The 19,857-nt window shown below is 36.4% G+C and carries 20 protein-coding genes and 1 pseudogene; 4 read left to right on the top strand and 17 right to left on the bottom strand.

What is annotated here, in order from left to right:
• Positions 1–16: 16 nt before the first annotated feature.
• Positions 17–1,489 (top strand): alpha-amylase, encoded by a 1,473-nt coding sequence (locus QWZ06_RS02725; RefSeq protein WP_290295588.1) that lies wholly within the window; start codon positions 17–19, stop codon positions 1,487–1,489.
• A gap of 55 nt (positions 1,490–1,544) precedes the next feature.
• Here QWZ06_RS02725 and QWZ06_RS02720 read toward each other — a convergent pair whose 3' ends face one another.
• From QWZ06_RS02720 to QWZ06_RS02710, 3 genes are all read right to left on the bottom strand, one after another.
• Complete coding sequence (locus QWZ06_RS02720; RefSeq protein WP_290295587.1) at positions 1,545–1,712, bottom strand: hypothetical protein; 168 nt, start codon at positions 1,710–1,712, stop codon at positions 1,545–1,547.
• A 152-nt stretch (positions 1,713–1,864) separates the two neighbouring features.
• Positions 1,865–3,208 carry a carboxylesterase family protein gene (locus QWZ06_RS02715; protein WP_290295586.1) on the bottom strand — a complete coding sequence of 448 codons (1,344 nt, stop codon included), beginning with the start codon at positions 3,206–3,208 and terminating at the stop codon, positions 1,865–1,867.
• A gap of 281 nt (positions 3,209–3,489) precedes the next feature.
• A complete protein-coding gene (locus QWZ06_RS02710) occupies positions 3,490–4,392 on the bottom strand; it encodes a helix-turn-helix domain-containing protein (protein WP_290295585.1) in 903 nt (300 codons plus the stop codon).
• 129 nt (positions 4,393–4,521) lie between these two features.
• Between QWZ06_RS02710 and QWZ06_RS02705 the strand changes: the two genes are divergently transcribed.
• Complete coding sequence (locus QWZ06_RS02705) at positions 4,522–4,926, top strand: cupin domain-containing protein (RefSeq protein WP_290295584.1); 405 nt, start codon at positions 4,522–4,524, stop codon at positions 4,924–4,926.
• A gap of 37 nt (positions 4,927–4,963) precedes the next feature.
• A complete protein-coding gene (locus tag QWZ06_RS02700; RefSeq protein ID WP_290295583.1) occupies positions 4,964–6,016 on the top strand; it encodes an NAD(P)-dependent alcohol dehydrogenase in 1,053 nt (350 codons plus the stop codon).
• Positions 6,017–6,072: 56 nt separating this feature from the next.
• Here the strand turns inward: QWZ06_RS02700 and QWZ06_RS02695 are convergent, their stop codons facing one another.
• Positions 6,073–6,501: a winged helix-turn-helix transcriptional regulator gene (locus tag QWZ06_RS02695; protein WP_290295582.1), complete on the bottom strand. Its 429-nt coding sequence runs from the start codon at positions 6,499–6,501 to the stop codon at positions 6,073–6,075.
• A 174-nt stretch (positions 6,502–6,675) separates the two neighbouring features.
• Here QWZ06_RS02695 and QWZ06_RS02690 point away from each other — a divergent pair, with 174 nt between their 5' ends.
• On the top strand, positions 6,676–7,554 hold the full coding sequence (locus QWZ06_RS02690; protein WP_290295581.1) for an NAD(P)H-binding protein: 879 nt from the start codon (positions 6,676–6,678) through the stop codon (positions 7,552–7,554).
• Between the two features lie 165 nt (positions 7,555–7,719).
• On the opposite strand, the gene QWZ06_RS02685 is transcribed toward QWZ06_RS02690, so the two are convergent.
• From QWZ06_RS02685 to rpoC, 13 genes and pseudogenes are all read right to left on the bottom strand, one after another.
• Positions 7,720–8,784: an alkaline phosphatase family protein gene (locus tag QWZ06_RS02685; protein WP_290295580.1), complete on the bottom strand. Its 1,065-nt coding sequence runs from the start codon at positions 8,782–8,784 to the stop codon at positions 7,720–7,722.
• Between the two features lie 17 nt (positions 8,785–8,801).
• Positions 8,802–9,002: a hypothetical protein gene (locus QWZ06_RS02680; protein ID WP_290295579.1), complete on the bottom strand. Its 201-nt coding sequence runs from the start codon at positions 9,000–9,002 to the stop codon at positions 8,802–8,804.
• A 101-nt stretch (positions 9,003–9,103) separates the two neighbouring features.
• Complete coding sequence (locus QWZ06_RS02675; protein WP_290295578.1) at positions 9,104–9,940, bottom strand: GNAT family N-acetyltransferase; 837 nt, start codon at positions 9,938–9,940, stop codon at positions 9,104–9,106.
• A gap of 29 nt (positions 9,941–9,969) precedes the next feature.
• Positions 9,970–10,365, bottom strand: a complete 396-nt coding sequence (locus QWZ06_RS02670) for a cytidine deaminase family protein (RefSeq protein ID WP_290295577.1) — start codon at positions 10,363–10,365, stop codon at positions 9,970–9,972.
• An 11-nt stretch (positions 10,366–10,376) separates the two neighbouring features.
• Positions 10,377–10,979, bottom strand: a complete 603-nt coding sequence (locus tag QWZ06_RS02665; RefSeq protein ID WP_290295576.1) for a GrpB family protein — start codon at positions 10,977–10,979, stop codon at positions 10,377–10,379.
• Positions 10,980–11,118: 139 nt separating this feature from the next.
• Positions 11,119–11,868, bottom strand: coding sequence for a DOMON domain-containing protein (locus QWZ06_RS02660; protein WP_290295575.1), 750 nt, complete (start codon positions 11,866–11,868; stop codon positions 11,119–11,121).
• Between the two features lie 3 nt (positions 11,869–11,871).
• Complete coding sequence (locus tag QWZ06_RS02655; RefSeq protein WP_290295574.1) at positions 11,872–12,396, bottom strand: ankyrin repeat domain-containing protein; 525 nt, start codon at positions 12,394–12,396, stop codon at positions 11,872–11,874.
• Complete coding sequence (locus tag QWZ06_RS02650) at positions 12,393–12,935, bottom strand: YceI family protein (protein WP_290295573.1); 543 nt, start codon at positions 12,933–12,935, stop codon at positions 12,393–12,395. The genes QWZ06_RS02655 and QWZ06_RS02650 overlap by 4 nt, the downstream gene beginning before the upstream one ends.
• 10 nt (positions 12,936–12,945) lie before the next feature.
• On the bottom strand, positions 12,946–13,293 hold the full coding sequence (locus tag QWZ06_RS02645) for a hypothetical protein (protein ID WP_290295572.1): 348 nt from the start codon (positions 13,291–13,293) through the stop codon (positions 12,946–12,948).
• Position 13,294: 1 nt separating this feature from the next.
• Complete coding sequence (locus QWZ06_RS02640; protein WP_290295571.1) at positions 13,295–14,137, bottom strand: DUF5777 family beta-barrel protein; 843 nt, start codon at positions 14,135–14,137, stop codon at positions 13,295–13,297.
• A 126-nt stretch (positions 14,138–14,263) separates the two neighbouring features.
• Positions 14,264–14,911, bottom strand: a complete 648-nt coding sequence (locus QWZ06_RS02635) for a Crp/Fnr family transcriptional regulator (protein ID WP_290295570.1) — start codon at positions 14,909–14,911, stop codon at positions 14,264–14,266.
• Positions 14,912–15,119: 208 nt separating this feature from the next.
• Complete coding sequence (locus tag QWZ06_RS02630; protein ID WP_002976436.1) at positions 15,120–15,425, bottom strand: DUF3467 domain-containing protein; 306 nt, start codon at positions 15,423–15,425, stop codon at positions 15,120–15,122.
• A gap of 87 nt (positions 15,426–15,512) precedes the next feature.
• Positions 15,513–19,777: pseudogene (rpoC, locus tag QWZ06_RS02625) on the bottom strand (DNA-directed RNA polymerase subunit beta').
• Positions 19,778–19,857: the final 80 nt, after the last annotated feature.

Genomic DNA, 19,857 nt, shown 5'->3' with positions numbered 1-19,857 from the left:
CAAATCAGCAAATTATATGAACCCAACGATGATTCAGTTTTTCCACTGGTATTCTGAAGGCGATGGAAAGCTATGGAAAGAAGCCGAAAAACAGGCTAAATATATGGCTAAACTGGGAATTACTTCCGTATGGTTTCCTCCTGCCTATAAAGGAACAAATGGCGGATATTCGGTAGGATATGACACCTACGATCTTTATGATCTTGGAGAGTTTGATCAGAAAGGAACCCTCCCTACGAAATATGGCACTAAAAAGGAATATTTAAAAACAATCAAAGCTTTAAAAACACAAAATATTGAAGTCATTGTAGACATTGTATTGGGGCATAAGGCAGGAGGTGATGAACTGGAAAAATTCAATGTTGTAAAAGTGGATGAAAACAACAGGGAAAAAGTAATTTCAGATGCATTTGAAATAGAATCTTACACGAAATTCACATTTCCGGGGAGAGGAAAAAAATATTCTGATTTTGAATGGAATTTCACTTGTTTCAGTGGTGTAGATTATGCAGAGGGTATGGAGTCTCATATTTATAAAATACAGTCTGAATATGGTGATGACTGGGAAGAGATGATTCATGATGAGAAAGGAAATTATGATTATCTGATGTATAATGATATTGAACATCGAAATCCTTTTGTACGGGAAGAGCTTAATACCTGGGCAAAATGGTATTTTGATCAGACCGATTTTGATGGAGTTCGCCTTGATGCTTTAAAACATATTTCTTTTGACTTTTATAAAGAATGGCTTACCCTACTCCGTTCCAATACCGGGAAAAATATTTTTGCGGTAGGTGAATACTGGGCTCCGGGATATCTTCATCTGCTTCAAAAGTATATTGAAGTTACCGAAGGCTGTATGAGCCTTTTCGACAGTTCATTACAAAACAATTTTCATAATGCCTCTAAAGAAGGATCTTCTTACGATCTCAGAAGAATTTTTGATGAGACCCTTACTCAGGCAGATCCTTTACATGCCGTGAGTATTGTTGCCAATCATGACACACAACCTCTTCAGGATCTGGAGGCTCCGGTCGAATCGTGGTTCAAACCTATTGCTTACGCCTTGATTCTCTTACGAAAAGATGGATATCCATGTGTATTTTACCCGGATCTGTATGGTGCACACTATGTTGATAAGGATCGCAACGGCCATGATCAGGAAATATTTATGCCGAAAGTGGATGGGATTGAAGATCTTTTAAAGGCTAGAAAAGACCATGCTTATGGAGAGCAAAGGGACTATTTCGAAGATGCCAACTGTATCGGATGGGTACGGGAAGGAGATGATAACCATACCGCTTGTGCGGTAGTACTCAGCAATAAGGATGCTTACAATAAGCCTATGGAAGTGGGAAAATCTTATGTGGGAAAAAAGTTTAAAGACCTTTTAAAAAGATTCAAAAATAAAGTTGTCATTGATGAAAATGGCTGGGGAGACTTTCCTGTTCCGGCAGGGAATGTAAGCGTCTGGATTCCGGAGTAAATAAAAAAGCGTACCTGATAACAATGTACGCTCTTTACTTTATGATATTATGTTATTAGCATTTAATACCTCTACAGCTCCATAGATCAGGAGCCCATTCACAACAGATATTGTCTTCGTTATAAAAACAACAAGTTCTGTCTCTGATGATGATACCACCATTTACATTTTTAAGTTCCTGACGGTCAATTTTTCGTGCATTGGATGATTTTTTGATTTTCATAATTATTATTTTTTGAATTTGTAACTCAAATATAAACAATACATTACAATCTCACTCAATAATTTCTACCAACATCACCATTATATCTATCTAATGGTCAATCATAGGCTACAAGAGATAAAAGCATTGAAATCTTAAGTTCTAGAATTTAATTACTCCTCAACTTTTCGAAGTTCCAGAATTTCAGGTCGTTCTGACGAATCAGAGATTTTCCCTGTCCTTGCGAATTCCGCCCAAAGTGCTCTTACCTTTTTTCCATTTTCATGAATACGTTCCCAAGGAATATTTTTCAGCATTTCTGAGGATTTCCAGGCAGATTCGTTACCGAAGATCAAAGGTAAATCAATGCAATGGGGAGCTCCAATAGGATTTTCTTTTAATTTGGAATATATCCTGAATAAATATATATTTCCGCCGCCTTTTGCATGGTTTTCTGCAAATTGTCTGGCTGGAATTCCATAGATGAACTCTGTTGTTTTTTCAACCGTCTTATCCATGATTTTTAATCCCAGACCGGTTCCAAAATATTTATTTAAAGCTTCTGATGTTTTAAGATAAAAGGCTGTTTCATTATTATTCAGACCAATCAACACATCATATTTTTTTGCATTTTGTCTCCATTTTCCAACAGAATCCTCCTCTTTGCATAAAGGTGAATATCCGTATTGAGTTCCAAAAGGCATGGCAGCTTTCAAACCATATTTCATAAAAGATGGAACAAATTCCATATAATCATCCATCATTTTATATATATCAGTCTCATCTTTAATCGCTTCCGTTTTCTTCAAAAATTCAGCTGACATTTTCTGTCTTTTATAACGTAAGCCTAAGGGTGCACTTTGAATAATTAGCCGCTGAAATAAGCCTTCCACTCCCTCCGATATCATCAAATGTGCAATAGCATCTCCTCCTGAAGACTGACCAAGTAAGGTTACGTTTTCCTGATCTCCTCCAAAGCCTGCAATATGAATTTTGATCCATTTTAAAGCCTCAATGATATCCAATAGCCCTAAGTTGGCCGGTCTTTTTTCATCGCCACCTAAAAAACCAAAAAGTCCCAAACGATAGGAAACGGTAACCACTATGATATTTTGTTCTTGTACCCATTCTGCAGGATTGGCCGTTGGGAGGTCTCCACATCCGATTTCATGAGAGCCCCCGTGAATCCAGACGACTACCGGAAGCTTTTCGTTTTCAAGAATATTTTCAGGTCGGGTTATCGAAAGATATTGCGTAGATTCTTCAGGTTCAAATTCTTCAACCGGAGTTGCTCCAATCATTTTTTCTACCAGCGGACTCAGTTTCTGTGGACAAACCGGAGTTTTATACTCAAACCTGCTTTCAAAGACAAAATGGTCTACCGGAACAGGCTTTTGAAATCTTTCGGAGCGGGCATAACGAATACTCTTAACTCTTATTATTCCTTCTTCCTTCCATCCGGTCATAGCTCCAAAACGGGTATTGAATACATGAGTTTCTTTCTGCTGTGATTTCATTTTGAAATGGTGAATACTTTTACCTTAAAGATAACTCTGTTTTTTGAGAACAGAAAATTTATAGGATTAATTCAATACTAATGCTACTAATGAATGTACTAATTTCCACAGGTAAATTCACTCGTCTATCCTACGACTAAAAGTTATCCACAATATCAGAATCTGGATTAAAATATTCTGAAGATTCTTCAAATTTTGGTGCTGAATTTTAACTTATCCTTGTCAAGGTTTATAACCTTGACAAGGATAGTAACGAAATAATTTCAGTGAATTGGCTTAACTCAATTCAGGATTTTGTATTTGCTTGGGGACATTCCTACTTTCGTTTTGAATAATCTTGTAAAATGCTGTGGATATTTAAAACCTAGATCATACGAAATTTCACTGATTGATTTTCCCTGATCCAAGATCTGCTCTTTCGCCACATCAATGAGTTTATTGTGGATCAATTCCTGAGGGGAAATTCCTAATTCTTTTTTGATCAGATCTCCGAAATAGTTTGCTGAAAGATTCAATTTTTCGGCAAAGTAATTCACCATAGGAAAGCCTATGTTTTTAGGATGATCTGATTTTAAATAATCATCAACAAGATTTTCAAATTTTCCGATCACTCCCTGATTAATATGATCTCTGGTAATAAACTGGCGGTCATAGAAACGCATACAGTAATTCAGAAACAGCTCAATATTATTTACAATTAATGATTTACTATGTTTATCAATTGACTGTTCAAGTTCATGCTTTATATTTTTAAAACAATCCAGGATAATCTCTCTTTCTTTTTCAGAAAGGTGCAATGCTTCATGCACATCATAGGAAAAGAAATTATAATCTTTGATATTTTTCCCAAGATTGGTACCTTTTAAAAGGTCAGGATGAAAAATTAAAGCAAATCCTGCCGGCTGAACAGATTTTCCATTATTATAAATCCCGTATGTCTGACCTGGGGCAATAAAAACCAAAGTTCCTTCCTGATAGTCGTAACTATGCTTTCCATACTGCATATCTCCACACATCACATCTTTTAAGAAAACAGTATAAAACCCAAATTTCCTTCTGTATTGACAAATGGGATCTGACTGGGAAAAATCAATTACACTTACCAGCGGATGCAATGTTTCATGATGAGCCATTTTATTATATTCCGAAATAGTATTATAGATTTCAACCTCCTGATTTTCCATGAACTATATTTTTTACCATTCAAAATTACCACTTTATAATATAACAGATACTGTGTCTGTAAAATTGGTAAGTAATCCTGTAATCTGTATAAGCTAGATTGATGAGAAAGTTTCGACTTTTGTACCGTTATGGAAACTTTTAATACTACCATTTTTCCGAAGGGAGAAAAAGCTCCGTCGGATTACTTTTCAGGAGGAATAGCTTGGGTTCAGATTTTGAAACCTAACGAGAATCAGCTTAATTGCCAGATTGCGAACGTAGTTTTTGAGGCAGGATGCAGAAATAATTGGCACTCTCATGAAGGCGGACAGATTTTAATCGTAACTTCAGGAGTCGGTTTTTATCAGGAAAAAGGAAAGCCAGCACAGGTCTTACATCCCGGAGATACGATCACGATCCTTCCGAATGTGGTTCACTGGCATGGTGCAGCACCTGACAATGAATTTACACACATTGCCATCAATACCAATACACAAAATGGGATGGTGGAATGGATGAATCCTGTAACGGACGAAGAGTATAACAATTTATAACACCAAATTATTAATTTAAAAAATAAAAACAACCAAAATGAGCACATTTACAGTAAAAGCGTATGGCGCTGAGTCCACTACGGCAGATCTGAAAGAAATGAATATTGAAAGAAGAGAAGTGACCTCGAAAGATGTAGAAATTGAAATTCTATACTGCGGAGTATGTCATTCTGATCTTCACACGGCAAGAAATGATTGGGGCGGAACCCTCTACCCTGCCGTTCCCGGACATGAAATTGTAGGGAGAATTACAAATGTAGGAAGTGATGTTACTAAATTTAAGGTAGGTGATCTTGCTGGTGTAGGATGTATCGTAGATTCTTGCGGACATTGTAATAGCTGTCAGCACGATCTTGAACAATATTGTGAAAACGGTTTCACCGGAACTTACAATGGAAAGGATACACATTCAGGAGGTCATACTTTTGGGGGATACTCGCAGAAAGTAGTAGTAGATTCTCATCACGTCTTAAAGGTGCCAGAAAATCTTGATGCTGCAGCTGTAGCACCTCTTCTTTGTGCCGGGATTACCACATGGTCACCTCTAAGACACTGGAATGTAGGCCCTGATTCTAAAGTTGCTGTAGTAGGTTTAGGCGGATTAGGTCACATGGCAATTAAGCTTGCAAAAGGGCTAGGTGCTGAAGTAACTTTATTCTCGAGAACTCCTGGAAAAACTGAGGATGCGAAACAGCTGGGAGCTGATCACGTCATCATTTCTACAGATGAAGAACAAATGAAATCGGTTAAAGGAAAGTTTGATCTCATTATTGATACAGTTCCTTACGTACATGATGTAAATCCTTATGTAACGACTTTGAACATCAGCGGAACTCACGTTCTTGTAGGGTATTTAGGAGGTCTGGAACCTATTTTGAATACCGTACCAATGATTCTGGGAAGAAAATCAGTAGCAGGATCTGTGATCGGAGGAATAGCTGAGACTCAGGAATTATTGGATTTCTGTGGAGAACATAATATTGTTTCAGAAATTGAAATGATCAAAATGCAAGACATTAATGAGGCTTATGGAAGAATGCTGAAAAGTGATGTGAGATATCGCTTTGTCATTGATATGCAGTCTCTATAATTCTTCTATAAGATAATACAGTAAAAAGAGGTTCTTCGAATGGAAGAACCTCTTTTCTATTTTTTAATATTTTTACTAAAACTGTTCTGATCTTGGTTCATCATATATCTGTTTCCTTCGGCACATTTGTTATCATTCCTTTCCATATCCTGAAAAGCCCATGCCGCCATGGCGTCAATAACCGGAGCCAATTCATTGCCAGCATCACTTAATGTATAAGTTACGTGAGGGGGCACTACAGGTCTGGCTGTCCTTATGATCAAACCATCTGCTTCCAGTTGTTTCAGATGCTGAATCAGCATTTTTTCTGTCACCGCAGGAATTGCTTTCTTCAGTTCACTATACCTTTTCTCTCCTGTAGAAAGATTGAACAGGATAATGGGTTTCCAGAAACCGCCAATCCTCTCCATTACGTACATTACAGGACAATCCTGTACTATTTTTTTGTTTTCCTGAATGGTTGAATTTTCTTTAATGGCTGCCATAATAATACATACTTTAGGGTAAGTACTTGTATAAAAGTAAGTACAAATATAACTTTGTCATAGGAAATAAAAAAATATTTATATATGAAATTGCAACTATTTAATAAATTGATACAAAATATTCAGTATTAAGCGATTGCATATCTCTATTAAAAAACAATAAAATATTTACATATGAAAATCATCATCACAGGATCATTAGGAAACGTTGCTAAACCATTAACAAAACAATTGGTAGAACAAGGGCATGATATCACTGTTATCAGCAGCAATGAGAAGAGAAAGCATGACATCGAATCTTTAGGCGCAAAAGCTGCTATCGGATCTATTACCGATGCTGAGTTCTTAACTCAGGCATTTACTGGAGCTGATGCTGTATTTGTTATGACACCTCCTGCCATCAGTGCTGGAAATATTGTTCAGAATACCATCAATGCCGGAAAGAATTATGCAGAAGCATTAAAAAACACGGGAGTTAAAAGAGCTGTAATGCTAAGCAGCGTGGGGGCAGGATCTCCTATAGAAAATGGGCCTATCAAAGGGCTCCATCATATTGAAAAGCTTTATCGTGAAATTGAAAATACTTCATTTACATTTTTAAGAGCGGGTTATTTTTACACGAACTTCTTCAACGACATTCCATTGATCAAAAATGCCGGAATTATAGGTGGAAATTATCCTGAAAATACGGAAATTCCCGTAGTACACCCCTCAGATATCGCCCAAGCAGCGGCAGAGGAATTGATAAAAAATGAGACGGGTAAAAATATCAGATACATTGTAAGCGACTCTCGAAAAGCTTCTGATTTTGCCAAAGTTTTGGGGACTTCTGTTGAAAAACCAACACTTCCTTGGGTAGAATTTTCAGATGAAGATTCTTTGAACGGAATGTTACAAGCAGGGCTTCCACAGGATATGGCTGAACTTTATGTTGAAATGGGATTAGGAATGAAAACAGGAACGGTACAAAAAGATTTTATTGAACATGGTTCTCCTGTTACTGGAAGTGTTAAACTTGAGGATTTCGCGAGAGAATTTGCTACACATTTCTAGCTATAGACTTAATCCGGGAAAAGGAGGCTGGAAATTATATTTTTCATAATACAATTGAATCATATATGTTCCGGCATTATTATAACGAGTTTCGGCGCACCTTTGGTGCGCCGAAACTCGTTACTTTTAGAATTATATTCTGAAGATTTATCTCAATTCTTATAATTATTTTTTCTCTTTTAATATTTTTCCAAGGACTTTTATCTTTCCATCAATAGGCTGATCTATTTTTAATCCAAGAATATTAGCTACCAAAGGATAAACATTGATATTAGCAAATTCACCAATCTCCATATTATTTTTGAATTCCGGCCCCCATGCACAGAAAGTTGCTTTCATTTCCGGAACGACTCTTGGATTGTAACCATGTTTTCCAACTGATGTTTTTTTTCCTTTTTCCAAAAATATTTTTGGCGCTTTTGGAAGCAAAAGAATCTGTCCTATTCTGTTGTATTGATCATCTTTTGTAGCAAAGTGCAGGTATTTAGGTAATTTTTTATCTAAATAAACTTCGTAATCATCAGTTTGATGAGCTCTTAATTCTTTATAAACCGCTTTCACCTCATCCGGATCTTTAACGAATACTCTTAGAAGGGTCTGAGAATTATAAAAATCAAATCTGCTTTTATCCAAAAGAAGAGCTGGAATTTCCAATGGAGTACCTCCGTCTACTTTAATCATTCCATGATCGGAAACAAAAACAAAATTGACGTTTTTCAATCCTAAATTATTCACTTTCTGAACAAGATCTCCTATTGCCTGGTCAATCAGGTGAACAGCAGTCTCTGTTTCTTTAGTATCCGGCCCATAATGGTGACCACTTCCGTCTACCTCCGGGAAATATAATGATATGAAATGAGGTCTTTTATCTTCCGGTAATTTCAGCCAATTCACTACTTTTTCTACTTTTTCAGATGGAGTAAATTTTTCGTGGTAAGGATAATAATAGGTAGGTCTCATTCCTCCAGCATCACTGGCAGAACCTACCCACATTAAAGAGGCAGATACCATCCCCTGTTTTTCAGCTAATCCCCAAAGTGGAGTTCCTCCGTACCAACTCCCATCTTCTGCATTTTTCTTATTGCTCATCGCGTAAGTTTCTTTTCTCTTATAATCATAGAAAAAGTTATCGATTAAGCCGTGATGAGATGGATATAACCCTGTAATAAGACTCCAGTGATTGGGAAACGTAATACTCGGATAGCTAGGAGTCATAGCTTCTGCTCTCACCCCACTATTGGAAAGCTTCAGCAGGTTTTCGGCATTGTATTTTTAGCATAATCATATCGGAAACCATCTGTAGAAATCATGATTACATAAGGTTTGGATTGTGCTTCAACGCTATTCTGACGTCCTTGTACAATTGCCTGAGCTGTGTCTATAGTTGCTTGCTGGGCAAAAACTGTTAAAGAGATAAAAAGCAGTAAAAAATGTATTCCTCGCTTCATTATTTTAGAATTTTCGGCAAAGTTACATTCTCTACTGCTCCCTGAAAAGTTTAAGAGGTTAAAAGTATATTAAAAACATTTTATTTCAAATGGAAAGTACATTAAATGCTGCGTGTCATTTCAAATTGTGACAGCCAGTTTTGAAGGCCTATTTTTTTATCAAGGAATGCCTCTGTTTCTTTGGAAGTATCATCTACATTATTGATAGCGATTGGTTGTCCATCAGCAATAGCTGCAAAAAGTCTGGATCCTATTCCCTGTTTTCTAGACTTCCTATCTACGGCAATCTGAAGCACCCTTCTTGCAACAGGATTGTAAACGATATATCCCACCAAATTCTGATTTGAATAAGCTCCCAAAGCCTGATAAGTTTCCGGCATAGGATTCAATACATAAGCAGATCCTTGCCATGATGGCTCAATATCCCAAAAAGAACGAAGTTCCTGCCACTGAAAATCATCCATCTTTTGTATCGTGATATTAGGATTTCCTTTTTCAGGATTGATATTTCCTTTAAAACAAAGCAATTTTCTAACTACGGTAAAGCCCAGATTTTCATAGGCTCTGATGGCTCCCGCATTTCCTTCAATCACTTCAAGGAGCAATATATCAGCTTTTCTTTCTTTTAAAGCAGGAATAATAAAATCATACATCTTTCTTACCAATCCTTTTCCTCTGCTATCAGGTACAACTCCTGTTCCGCCGTTATAAATAGTCTTCTGACCATCCTCTTGTTTTTCCGACTGAAGAATGAAACTTATTAATTTACCATTTTCAAAAGCACCTACTGAAATATTCAAATCTAATTTTTCAGCAGCAATTTTAGAGATAAGCATTTCCTTTGTAAGGTGAAAAGGAACAACATAGTCTGAAAAAGAAAGGTTGAACACTGCTAAAAGTTCTTCTATATCTACATTGGCTAAGGTTTTAAACTCCATTGATCTTTTTTAATTTATCGATTCTATAATTACCAGTCTCTGTCAAGGTCTTCTTTCCAGTCGTAAGGCATTAATTCTTTCAAAGTCACGAAAACTCCATTTTTCACTTCTATGATTGCATTGATATTTTCTTTGGATAGCTGGCTCATCAATTCTCTACAACGTCCACAAGGTGGAACTGCATTTCCATCATTTCCTACTGCTACTACCGCTTTAATATATCGTTCTCCATTCTTCAGCATTTCTGCCACAGCGCTATGTTCAGCACAAAACCCCATAGAACATGCGGTATCAATACTGATTCCGGTATAGACATTTCCATCGGCAGTTTCAATAGCTGCGGCAACTCCTCCATATTCTATAAAGTCGTTCAGCGTTTTAGATTTTGCAAACTGACTGGCTATTTCCTTTAAATCTTTTCTCATTGGGCAAAGTATTAAGATTTATGACTATTTAAATACCATTGAACAGCATTCTTTTCTTCTCTTTTTATAAACGGATCCTTTCCCTCATTATAATCATTACCATCAAACCATTCCATGGTACTGAGTTCTTCTTTCAACTTCTGGTATCCTTCTTTTACTTCGGGATGAGTACGGAGGTAATCGCGAAAGGCAATATGACGTATCCAATGTTCTGATGAAACAGGAATCGTATGAATATGGGCTATACGAAGATGATGGTTGTGAAGTTCTTCAGGGATTTCATCTCCAGAGTTAATAATTTCCGGAAACCCTAGATCCTGAGGGGTATCGACCAGCTTAATGAAAAAACGACGATAAGGCATATCTTCATTATATTTTTCATAGTAAACATAGTTCTTTCCTTGTAATAAAAGTGGAATCTGATTTAATTCTGATTCATCTTTTACACCAATCATAATGTCTATAATAGGTTTTGCTGATAAGCCCTCCACAGAGGTACTCCCAATATGTTCTATTTCCGGATTCAAAAAGCCTATACTTTCTTCCAGTTCATTTTTAATAGATTCAAACTGAGTTTTCCAGGAAGGATTGTATTTTTCAAAAGTAACTTTCATGATATCCGCATACTACACAAATATATGAAAAATCAAATAATCCTTTTGTATAAAGCTTATACAGGCATATGTTCTTCAAATAAGAATAATACCCCTGAAAAATCAGAGGTATTATCAAAAATATTTGGATGTGTTTTTTTTATTCTTTGATCAACTTTTCATAGGACAGACTTCCATCTTTTAATCTAATTTCAAAATAATAGATTCCTGACCTTAATTCCTTTATACTAATCTTTTCCGTATCCGGTTTTATAGATTTTACCTTTCTTCCAGTAGCATCATAAATATCGACAGCACTTATTCTATCGAAATTTTTGAAACTAATATTTTCTTTAGCTGGATTAGGATAAAGAGATACTTTCTTACTTTCAGCAGCGGCTTCACTTGTAGATAAACTGCTCGCTGACATCGTTAATGTAGCATACCCTCTGTTGGTAGAACTATGCTGAGAAATTGTCAAGCTTCCTCCTCTTGCAAAGAAAATATCCAGAGTACCAGCAGCATTGGAGATTACATAATCTCCTGCACTTCCTGATAAGCTCCTTGTAGCCACCACAGTACGAGTGGTTCCTGCCACAGTATTAGAGGTAATTGTCCAGTCCTGAACAGCATCTGCCGTTGGAGGCACTCCAATACCATTGAAAGTGTAATCAAGATTGGAACTACCATTATAAATAAATCCGTCAGCACCCGCAGCCATTCCTTCATCTCCGGCTCCAATTCCCAGATAGGAAGTACTATTCCCGGTAAGTGTTAAAGTAGCCAGGGTAGGTGAAGTTTCAAGTTTCACTGTCATCCCGGTTGTTCCAAGGGCTACTGTACCCGAGGAAAACTGTGCCCATGCAAAATTCGCGATGAGTAATCCTAGTGTAAGTAAAGTTTTTTTCATGCGTCATTTTTTTAAGATGTTAATAATTTCTTCTTTATGCGTTTGTAAGGCATATTCAAAAGGGGTCATTCCCATTGAGTCTTTTATTGATTTGTCTGCTTTATATTTAAGCAAAAGCTCAATTAATTCTTTATTGCCAAACTTTACCGCCCAAAACAGTGGTGTAGAGCCTGTATCATCTGCAATATTAGGATCTGCATTTTTCTTTAATAAATCTTCTACCAGCTTTTTGTTGTATTTCACAGAGAGTCCTGCTAATGCTGTTCCTTCTTTACTTTTATAGTTTACATCCTTTACATGATCCATTAAAAATTCTGCTACTTCTACATTTCCTCTGTAACAAGCCAAAATAAGAGGTGAGAAACCTCCTTCATTAGTTTGATTGATAATATCAGGATTCTGTTTCATTAATTCCTTTACTTCTGAAACTGTTCCACTTCTGGCAATATCAAATATTGATTTCGCTTTCTCCTGAGCAAACAATAAAGATCCCAGGAAAATACTTATTGTTATAATCAGATTTTTCATTTTACCAGTATATAGTTATATTCAACATTTACATTCTCGGCAATTTTTTTGGTAACCATTTTAGGAATTGTTACTTTATAATCGGCTGGTTTTGCAACAAAGTTTCCCTGCATATAAATTTTTCCATCTTTTGTATATATTGAAGCAGCTGAGGTTATTGCTTTATCTACTCCATGAAAGTTTAAAGTTCCTTGAACAGTATACTTTTGTGGGCTGGCAGTCAATTTTGATTTGTCAAAGCCTGCAATTTTCCCTTTAAATGTGGTTTTAGGAAATTTGGAGGATTCGGCATAGCTTTCATTGAAGTGTTCTTCCATCAATTTGGTTTTAAAATGGAAGTTTTTAACAACTGAAACTGAGGCCATCTCTCCGGTATCGGCATTAAGGATAACCATATTAGCGTCATCTTGAGCATAAATATCATCAAAAAGAGGTACAGATGCTTCAAATGTGAGTTTACCTGTTTTAGAGCTGTATTTCTGAGCTGAAGTGTACCCGGCAAAAAACAGGAATACTCCAAATAGTGTTAGTTTTTTCATATCAATTTTTTTAGTTTTCAGTTAATCCATCAGCTTTCCATTTAATGAAAGTATTAATCTGAGTAGCAGACAAAGAACCTCCTTTAGGCATTTTTTCCTGATCTCCGTTTGCTCTTTGAATCCGGTCTAAGATCCCATCTATATTATTTTTCACCTGATCATAAGTGGCTAATGGTTTAAAACTTCCTGCAGAATGACAGCCAATGCAATTGTTATCCATAATCGGTTTTATATCCGTTGTATATTTTACAGGCAATACGATGGGAGTATTTTCAGAAATCTCTTCGTAGGTTCTGCTTTCACAGGCAGTAATGATGGCTGCAAATGATAGGGCTAGTATATATATTGCTTTTTTCATATTAAAAAACTCTGTAAAGATTAAACCCAAAGAAAATGTGTCCCTTCCCCCAATTTCCGGATGCATTGGTAAGATATCCGATATCTGAATTGATCTGGGAGTTCGTGAATAAAAGCTGGAAAACATGACCTCCTGTCTCTATATCAAGACCTAAAGACAAAGGATTTTTATAGAAACTGTGATTGTCAAAATTCACAAAATATTCTGCATTTACAGAAATTCTTTTTGAAATTTTATAACGCCCACCTAAGCCTGCTAAAAACTGGTTTTTATCTTCTATAGTAGGTTCGTAAAGATTTTTATGTACATATGAAGGGGTAAACTGCAATGAAAATTTATCACTGAACCTTCTGGATATAAGAGCTTGTGTAAGATAAGAGAGTCTGTCATTGAATTTAAGATAGGGATAGGTATCTTTATCAAAAGCGGTATTGACACCCATCACATGATAACCTACAATATCTAACGGAAAACTCTCATTTTGTTTTACCAATCTATACTTTATGCCCCCTTCAAAAGTTTTCATATTGGTTTCCCTGGATAAACTTAAGGATATGGCATCTGTAACTCCATAGATTGCTCCCAGCTTAGTGGAAGCATTATCTAGTCCGAAAAAATCTTTAAACCCTGCGCTTACATCACCAAATCGGTGTGCAACAACCATGTACCATTCTTTCTTGGCAGCAAGTTTAGTAGATTGCCCGGTTACAATCTGCAATGCTTTGAATGCAGGCTGTGAGGTATCTGTATTGGATTTAATAGTATCAATATCCTTCAGCAGATCTTCCTGTGCAAAGGCAAAAACTGATGAAAACACCGATAAAAACAAGAGAGCTTTTGTCATATAACAATTGTATTAAATTATGATATAACAAATCTATCGTGTTATCAATTCAAAAATATGTGATAAAAGTCACCAAGTAAATCGTTTTTATCAATCATAAATCAAAAAGTTTTAAAACAAAATAAATTAGATTAATCTAACATTTTCATTTACAGCGATTTTTATTCCTTCTTTTGTTTGCAAAATATCACCATCGCTTTCAATTTTTTTCAAAACCCTGCTTACTACTTCTCTAGACGTCCCAAGATTATTGGCAATTTCTCTATGGGTAATCTTTATGGGATTATTTCCGGTAGCAGAAATTTGTTGTTTGATATAATTAAGAACTCTTTTATCCAGGCGATGGAAAACAGCGTCATTTACCATATTCATTACTTCTGAAAACCGTTTGTCATATTCACGATAAAATAATTTATTGATTTCAGGAAACTTCAATAACCAATTATGCATAATGGAAACAGGAACGAGCAAAGCTTCAGAATCTTCTTCAGCCACAGCATATACCCTGCTTATATAATCTGTAAAAATAGATGAAAAGGTCATCAGACAGCTATCACTTTCTTTAATATAGTAATAGATTAATTCTCTTCCATCATTAAGTGTAAAAACTTTTATGGATCCTTTAATTAAAAAAGGCACATATTTATTTTTTTGTCCTTCTCTTATAATTTCGGTTTTAGACTTTATTTCTGTTAAAACAGAATGCTTCCGTAGCTCATCCATAAAATCTTTTCCCAGAAAACCGAATTTCTGAATAATAAATTGATTGCTCATATCCTTTTTCTATCAATATTTTACAACAAATATAAACAATAGGACAAATCATTTATAAAAAAGATAGTCATCAATAAACAAACAATATTTAAAAAGTCATGGATGTGTATATTTTACTATTAAAAAAACTCATAATATTAGTAGTAATATGTAATAAAAAATGCCCCGGTTTTCACCAGGGCATTCTTATTTTATTGTAAGAAAAATCTTAAGCTTGTACGTTGTTTCCTCCTAATACGAAAGGCTCAACTTCTTTGATTTCTCCAAACTGCTGCTCGTAGTTAGCGATGTTCTGTTGAAGAGCATTTAATACTCTTTTAGCGTGAAGTGGAGCAAGAATTACTCTTGATCTTACTTTAGCTTGCTGAACACCTGGCATCAACTGAATAAAGTCTACTACAAATTCAGATGGAGAGTGGTTTACTAAAGCTAAATTAGCATAGATACCAGCAGCTACCATTTCGTTTAATTCGATGTTGATGTTTCCGTCTTGTGGATTTTGATTGTTGTCCATTGTTATAAATTATGTTTTTAAAATTCGAAATTTGAGATTGTGAAAATATAAAAATAATTTCAAATCCCAAATTTCAAATCATTAATTTTAGTTAAGGTCTTCGAATTCTTTCTTAGAACCTACGATAACATTCTGATACTCTTTAAGACCTGTACCTGCAGGGATTCTGTGACCTACAATTACATTTTCTTTAAGACCTCCAAGATTATCTACTTTACCAGCAACTGCTGCCTCGTTAAGAACCTTAGTTGTTTCCTGGAATGATGCTGCAGACATGAATGACTTAGTCTGAAGAGCGGCTCTTGTAATACCTTGCAATACAGGCGTTGCTGTAGCAGGAAGAGCTTCTCTCACTTCTACCAAGTTTTGATCTTCACGTCTCAGTTTAGAGTTTTCATCTCTTAATTCTCTTGCAGTAATCATCTGACCTGGGCTGAATTCTTTAGAATCACCAGCTTCTACTACTACTTTAAGACCGAATACTCTGTTGTTTTCTTCTAGGAAATCATACTTGTGCTCAAGAGCTCCTTCAAGGAATTGAGTATCACCTCCATCCACGATAGATACTTTTGTCATCATCTGTCTTACGATGATTTCGAAGTGCTTGTCGTCGATTTTTACCCCCTGTAGACGGTAAACTTCTTGGATCTCGTTTACTAAGTATTCCTGAACAGCTGTTGGGCCTTTAATTCTCAAGATATCGTCTGGAGTAATAGAACCATCAGAAAGTGGCGAACCAGCTCTCACGAAGTCATTCTCCTGTACCAAGATCTGGTTAGATAATTTAACTAAGTAAATTTTTCTTTCTCCAGTTTTAGCTTCAACAATAAGTTCACGGTTACCTCTCTTAATTTTCCCGTAAGAAACTACCCCGTCGATTTCAGTAACAACCGCTGGGTTTGAAGGGTTTCTTGCTTCGAATAATTCGGTAACTCTCGGAAGACCTCCGGTGATATCCCCTGCTTTCGCAGATTTTCTTGGGATCTTGATTAAAACTTTACCAGCCTTAATTTTCTCACCATCGTTTACCATTAAGTGGGCTCCTACCGGTAAGTTGTAAGCTTTTTGCTCAACACCTTTAGAGTCTACCACCTTCAAGGTAGGTACGGCTTTCTTATTTCTAGATTCAGAGATTACTTTCTCTTCGAATCCTGTTTGTTCGTCAATTTCAAGTTGGAATGAAATACCCTGGATAATATCCTCGTATTCTACCTTACCTGCAGTTTCAGCAATGATTACCGCGTTATACGGATCCCATCTACAGATTGTATCACCTTTCTTCACTTTATCACCTGGTTTCACAGATAATATAGATCCGTAAGGTACGTTAGCTACCATTAATGGAGTTTTAGACTCATTATCAGCAACTAATCTGAATTCTGTTGAACGAGACACTACAACCTCAGCTGTATTACCGTTTTCATCTTCAGAAGTAATTGTTCTTACTTCGTCCATTTCTACGATACCATCTCTTCTTGCAACGATAGATGGGTTTTCTGATACGTTACCTGCAGTACCCCCTTGGTGGAAGGTTCTCAACGTAAGCTGAGTACCTGGTTCCCCAATTGATTGTGCTGCAATTACACCTACCGCTTCACCCATATGGATCACTTTACCTGTTGCTAAGTTTCTACCGTAACATTTCGCACAGATACCTTTCTTAGCTTCACAAGTAAGTGGAGAACGAACTTCCACAGCTTCTAGACCTGCTTCTTCAATTCTCTTAGCTAATTCTTCAATGATTACCTGATCTGCACTTGCAATAAGCTCATCAGATTCAGGATCATAAATATTATGAAGAGATACTCTACCTAAGATTCTTTCAGAGATTCTTTCAACGATCTCGTCATTTTTCTTAAGAGCAGTAACTTCTGTTCCTCTTAGCGTTCCACAGTCATCTTCTGTAACGATAACATCCTGTGCAACGTCTACCAATCTTCTGGTTAGGTAACCCGCATCGGCAGTCTTAAGTGCGGTATCCGCAAGACCCTTACGAGCACCGTGGGTAGAGATAAAGTATTCCAAGATGGAAAGACCTTCCTTAAAGTTTGCAAGGATCGGGTTTTCGATGATCTCCGCACCGGTAGAACCAGCTTTTTGCGGTTTCGCCATCAAACCTCTCATCCCTGACAACTGACGGATCTGTTCCTTAGAACCCCTCGCCCCAGAGTCAAGCATCATGTATACAGAGTTGAAACCACCTTGGTCAGTTTCATTCTGCTCATGATCATTTCAGTTAATCCAGCGTTGGTATTAGTCCAAACGTCGATTACCTGGTTATAACGTTCTGTATCGGTAATTAGACCCATGTTATAGTTCGCTCTAATTTCGTCTACAGTTTCAATTGAAGTAGCAATCATTTGCTTTTTCTCCACAGGTACTACGATATCTCCAAGTGAGAATGATAGACCTCCTTTGAATGCATTTGAATACCCTAGATCTTTCATAGCATCCAAGAACTTCACTGTTGTAGGGAAATCTGTATCAGCAAGGATCTTACCGATTACATTTCTCAATGATTTCTTAGTAAGAAGTTCATTGATATATCCTACTTGCTTAGGTACAATTTGGTTGAATAAGATTCTACCTACAGAAGTTTCGATCAATCTTGTTACGATTACACCATCTTCTTTGATTGGTAGTCTACATCTTACCTTAGCATTTAATGAAACTCTACCTTCTGCATAAGCGATTTCCGCTTCTTCAGGAGAATAGAAAGCAAGACCTTCTCCTTTTACTTTCATATCTTCTGTAGAGCTTAATTCTTTAGTCATGAAATAAAGACCAAGAACCATGTCCTGAGATGGTACTGTAATTGGAGAACCGTTTGCAGGGTTCAAGATATTTTGAGAACCTAACATCAATAACTGAGCTTCAAGGATCGCTTCTGGTCCTAACGGTAAGTGTACCGCCATCTGGTCACCATCGAAATCGGCATTGAAGGCCGTAGTTACTAACGGGTGTAGTTGGATAGCTTTACCTTCGATCATCTTAGGTTGGAAAGCCTGAATACCCAGTCTGTGAAGCGTAGGTGCTCTGTTCAATAGAACAGGGTGACCTTTCATCACGTTTTCAAGGATATCATACACTACTGGTTCTTTTCTATCGATAATTCTCTTTGCAGATTTTACTGTTTTTACAATACCTCTCTCGATTAGTTTTCTAATGATAAATGGTTTGTAAAGCTCAGCTGCCATATCCTTAGGAATACCACATTCGTGAAGCTGTAAGTTTGGTCCTACAACAATTACCGAACGCGCAGAGTAGTCTACCCTTTTCCCTAGTAGGTTCTGACGGAAACGACCTTGTTTACCTTTCAATGAATCAGAAAGTGATTTCAATGGTCTGTTTGATTCAGATTTTACTGCAGAAGATTTTCTTGTGTTATCGAATAATGAATCTACTGATTCCTGAAGCATACGCTTCTCGTTTCTCAAGATTACTTCAGGAGCTTTGATCTCCAATAATCTCTTCAAACGGTTATTTCTGATAATAACTCTTCTATAAAGGTCATTTAAGTCAGAAGTTGCGAAACGTCCTCCATCCAATGGAACTAATGGTCTTAGTTCTGGTGGGATAACAGGAAGAACACGCATAATCATCCACTCTGGTCTGTTGATCATTCTTGTATTAGCACCTCTTAATGCTTCTACAACGTTCAATCTTTTAAGAGCTTCAGTTCTTCTTTGCTTAGATCCTTCATTATGAGCTTTGTGTCTCAAGTCGAAAGACAATGCATCAAGATCAATTCTCTTTAATAATTCTTCAACTGCTTCAGCACCCATTTTAGCGATGAATTTGTTTGGATCAGAATCATCAAGATATTGGTTCTCGATTGGAAGAGTTTCCATGATGTCAAGGTACTCTTCTTCTGTAAGGAATTCCATGTTCTCAAAATCAGAACCGTCTAATTTCTTAGCAATACCTTGTTGAATCACTACATATCTTTCATAGTAGATGATCATATCTAATTTCTTAGAAGGAATTCCAAGAAGGTATCCGATTTTGTTTGGTAATGAACGGAAATACCAAATGTGTGCAATTGGAACTACAAGGTTGATGTGCCCGATTCTCTCTCTTCTTACTTTTTTCTCAGTAACTTCTACTCCACAACGGTCACAAACGATCCCTTTGTAACGAATTCTCTTGTATTTACCACAAGCACATTCGTAATCCTTTACAGGGCCAAAGATTTTCTCACAGAATAGCCCGTCTCTTTCAGGCTTGTGAGTTCTGTAGTTAATAGTTTCCGGCTTTAAAACCTCCCCTCTTGAGTCTTGTAAAATAGACTCCGGTGAAGCTAAACCGATGGTTATTTTATTAAATCTACTTGATTTATTTTTATTTGACATAATTTTTTTTAGATTTTAGATTTCAGATTTCAGATTTCAGACGAAATCATCATTCCAAATTCAAGGATTATAAATTCTTA

This window comes from Chryseobacterium tructae, from assembly GCF_030409875.1.
GTDB classification, from domain to species: domain Bacteria; phylum Bacteroidota; class Bacteroidia; order Flavobacteriales; family Weeksellaceae; genus Chryseobacterium; species Chryseobacterium tructae.
Note: the sequence above shows the minus strand (reverse complement) of the source record. Positions and strands in the feature narration are given on the sequence as shown.

Bases quoted from the DNA above. Each gene is read 5' to 3' on its own strand.
- QWZ06_RS02660 (WP_290295575.1), bottom strand. From the start codon at position 11,868: ATGAAAAAAACTTTACTTACACTAGGATTACTCATCGCGAATTTTGCA.
- QWZ06_RS02645 (WP_290295572.1), bottom strand. From the start codon at position 13,293: ATGAAAAAAGCAATATATATACTAGCCCTATCATTTGCAGCCATCATT.
- QWZ06_RS02705 (WP_290295584.1), top strand. From the start codon at position 4,522: ATGGAAACTTTTAATACTACCATTTTTCCGAAGGGAGAAAAAGCTCCG.
- QWZ06_RS02715 (WP_290295586.1), bottom strand. From the start codon at position 3,208: ATGAAATCACAGCAGAAAGAAACTCATGTATTCAATACCCGTTTTGGA.
- QWZ06_RS02680 (WP_290295579.1), bottom strand. From the start codon at position 9,002: ATGAAGCGAGGAATACATTTTTTACTGCTTTTTATCTCTTTAACAGTT.
- QWZ06_RS02655 (WP_290295574.1), bottom strand. From the start codon at position 12,396: ATGAAAAATCTGATTATAACAATAAGTATTTTCCTGGGATCTTTATTG.
- QWZ06_RS02665 (WP_290295576.1), bottom strand. From the start codon at position 10,979: ATGAAAGTTACTTTTGAAAAATACAATCCTTCCTGGAAAACTCAGTTT.
- QWZ06_RS02640 (WP_290295571.1), bottom strand. From the start codon at position 14,137: ATGACAAAAGCTCTCTTGTTTTTATCGGTGTTTTCATCAGTTTTTGCC.
- QWZ06_RS02670 (WP_290295577.1), bottom strand. From the start codon at position 10,365: ATGAGAAAAGATTTAAAGGAAATAGCCAGTCAGTTTGCAAAATCTAAA.
- QWZ06_RS02695 (WP_290295582.1), bottom strand. From the start codon at position 6,501: ATGGCAGCCATTAAAGAAAATTCAACCATTCAGGAAAACAAAAAAATA.
- QWZ06_RS02630 (WP_002976436.1), bottom strand. From the start codon at position 15,425: ATGGACAACAATCAAAATCCACAAGACGGAAACATCAACATCGAATTA.
- QWZ06_RS02650 (WP_290295573.1), bottom strand. From the start codon at position 12,935: ATGAAAAAACTAACACTATTTGGAGTATTCCTGTTTTTTGCCGGGTAC.
- QWZ06_RS02700 (WP_290295583.1), top strand. From the start codon at position 4,964: ATGAGCACATTTACAGTAAAAGCGTATGGCGCTGAGTCCACTACGGCA.
- QWZ06_RS02690 (WP_290295581.1), top strand. From the start codon at position 6,676: ATGAAAATCATCATCACAGGATCATTAGGAAACGTTGCTAAACCATTA.
- QWZ06_RS02635 (WP_290295570.1), bottom strand. From the start codon at position 14,911: ATGAGCAATCAATTTATTATTCAGAAATTCGGTTTTCTGGGAAAAGAT.
- QWZ06_RS02710 (WP_290295585.1), bottom strand. From the start codon at position 4,392: ATGGAAAATCAGGAGGTTGAAATCTATAATACTATTTCGGAATATAAT.
- QWZ06_RS02720 (WP_290295587.1), bottom strand. From the start codon at position 1,712: ATGAAAATCAAAAAATCATCCAATGCACGAAAAATTGACCGTCAGGAA.
- QWZ06_RS02675 (WP_290295578.1), bottom strand. From the start codon at position 9,940: ATGGAGTTTAAAACCTTAGCCAATGTAGATATAGAAGAACTTTTAGCA.
- QWZ06_RS02725 (WP_290295588.1), top strand. From the start codon at position 17: ATGAACCCAACGATGATTCAGTTTTTCCACTGGTATTCTGAAGGCGAT.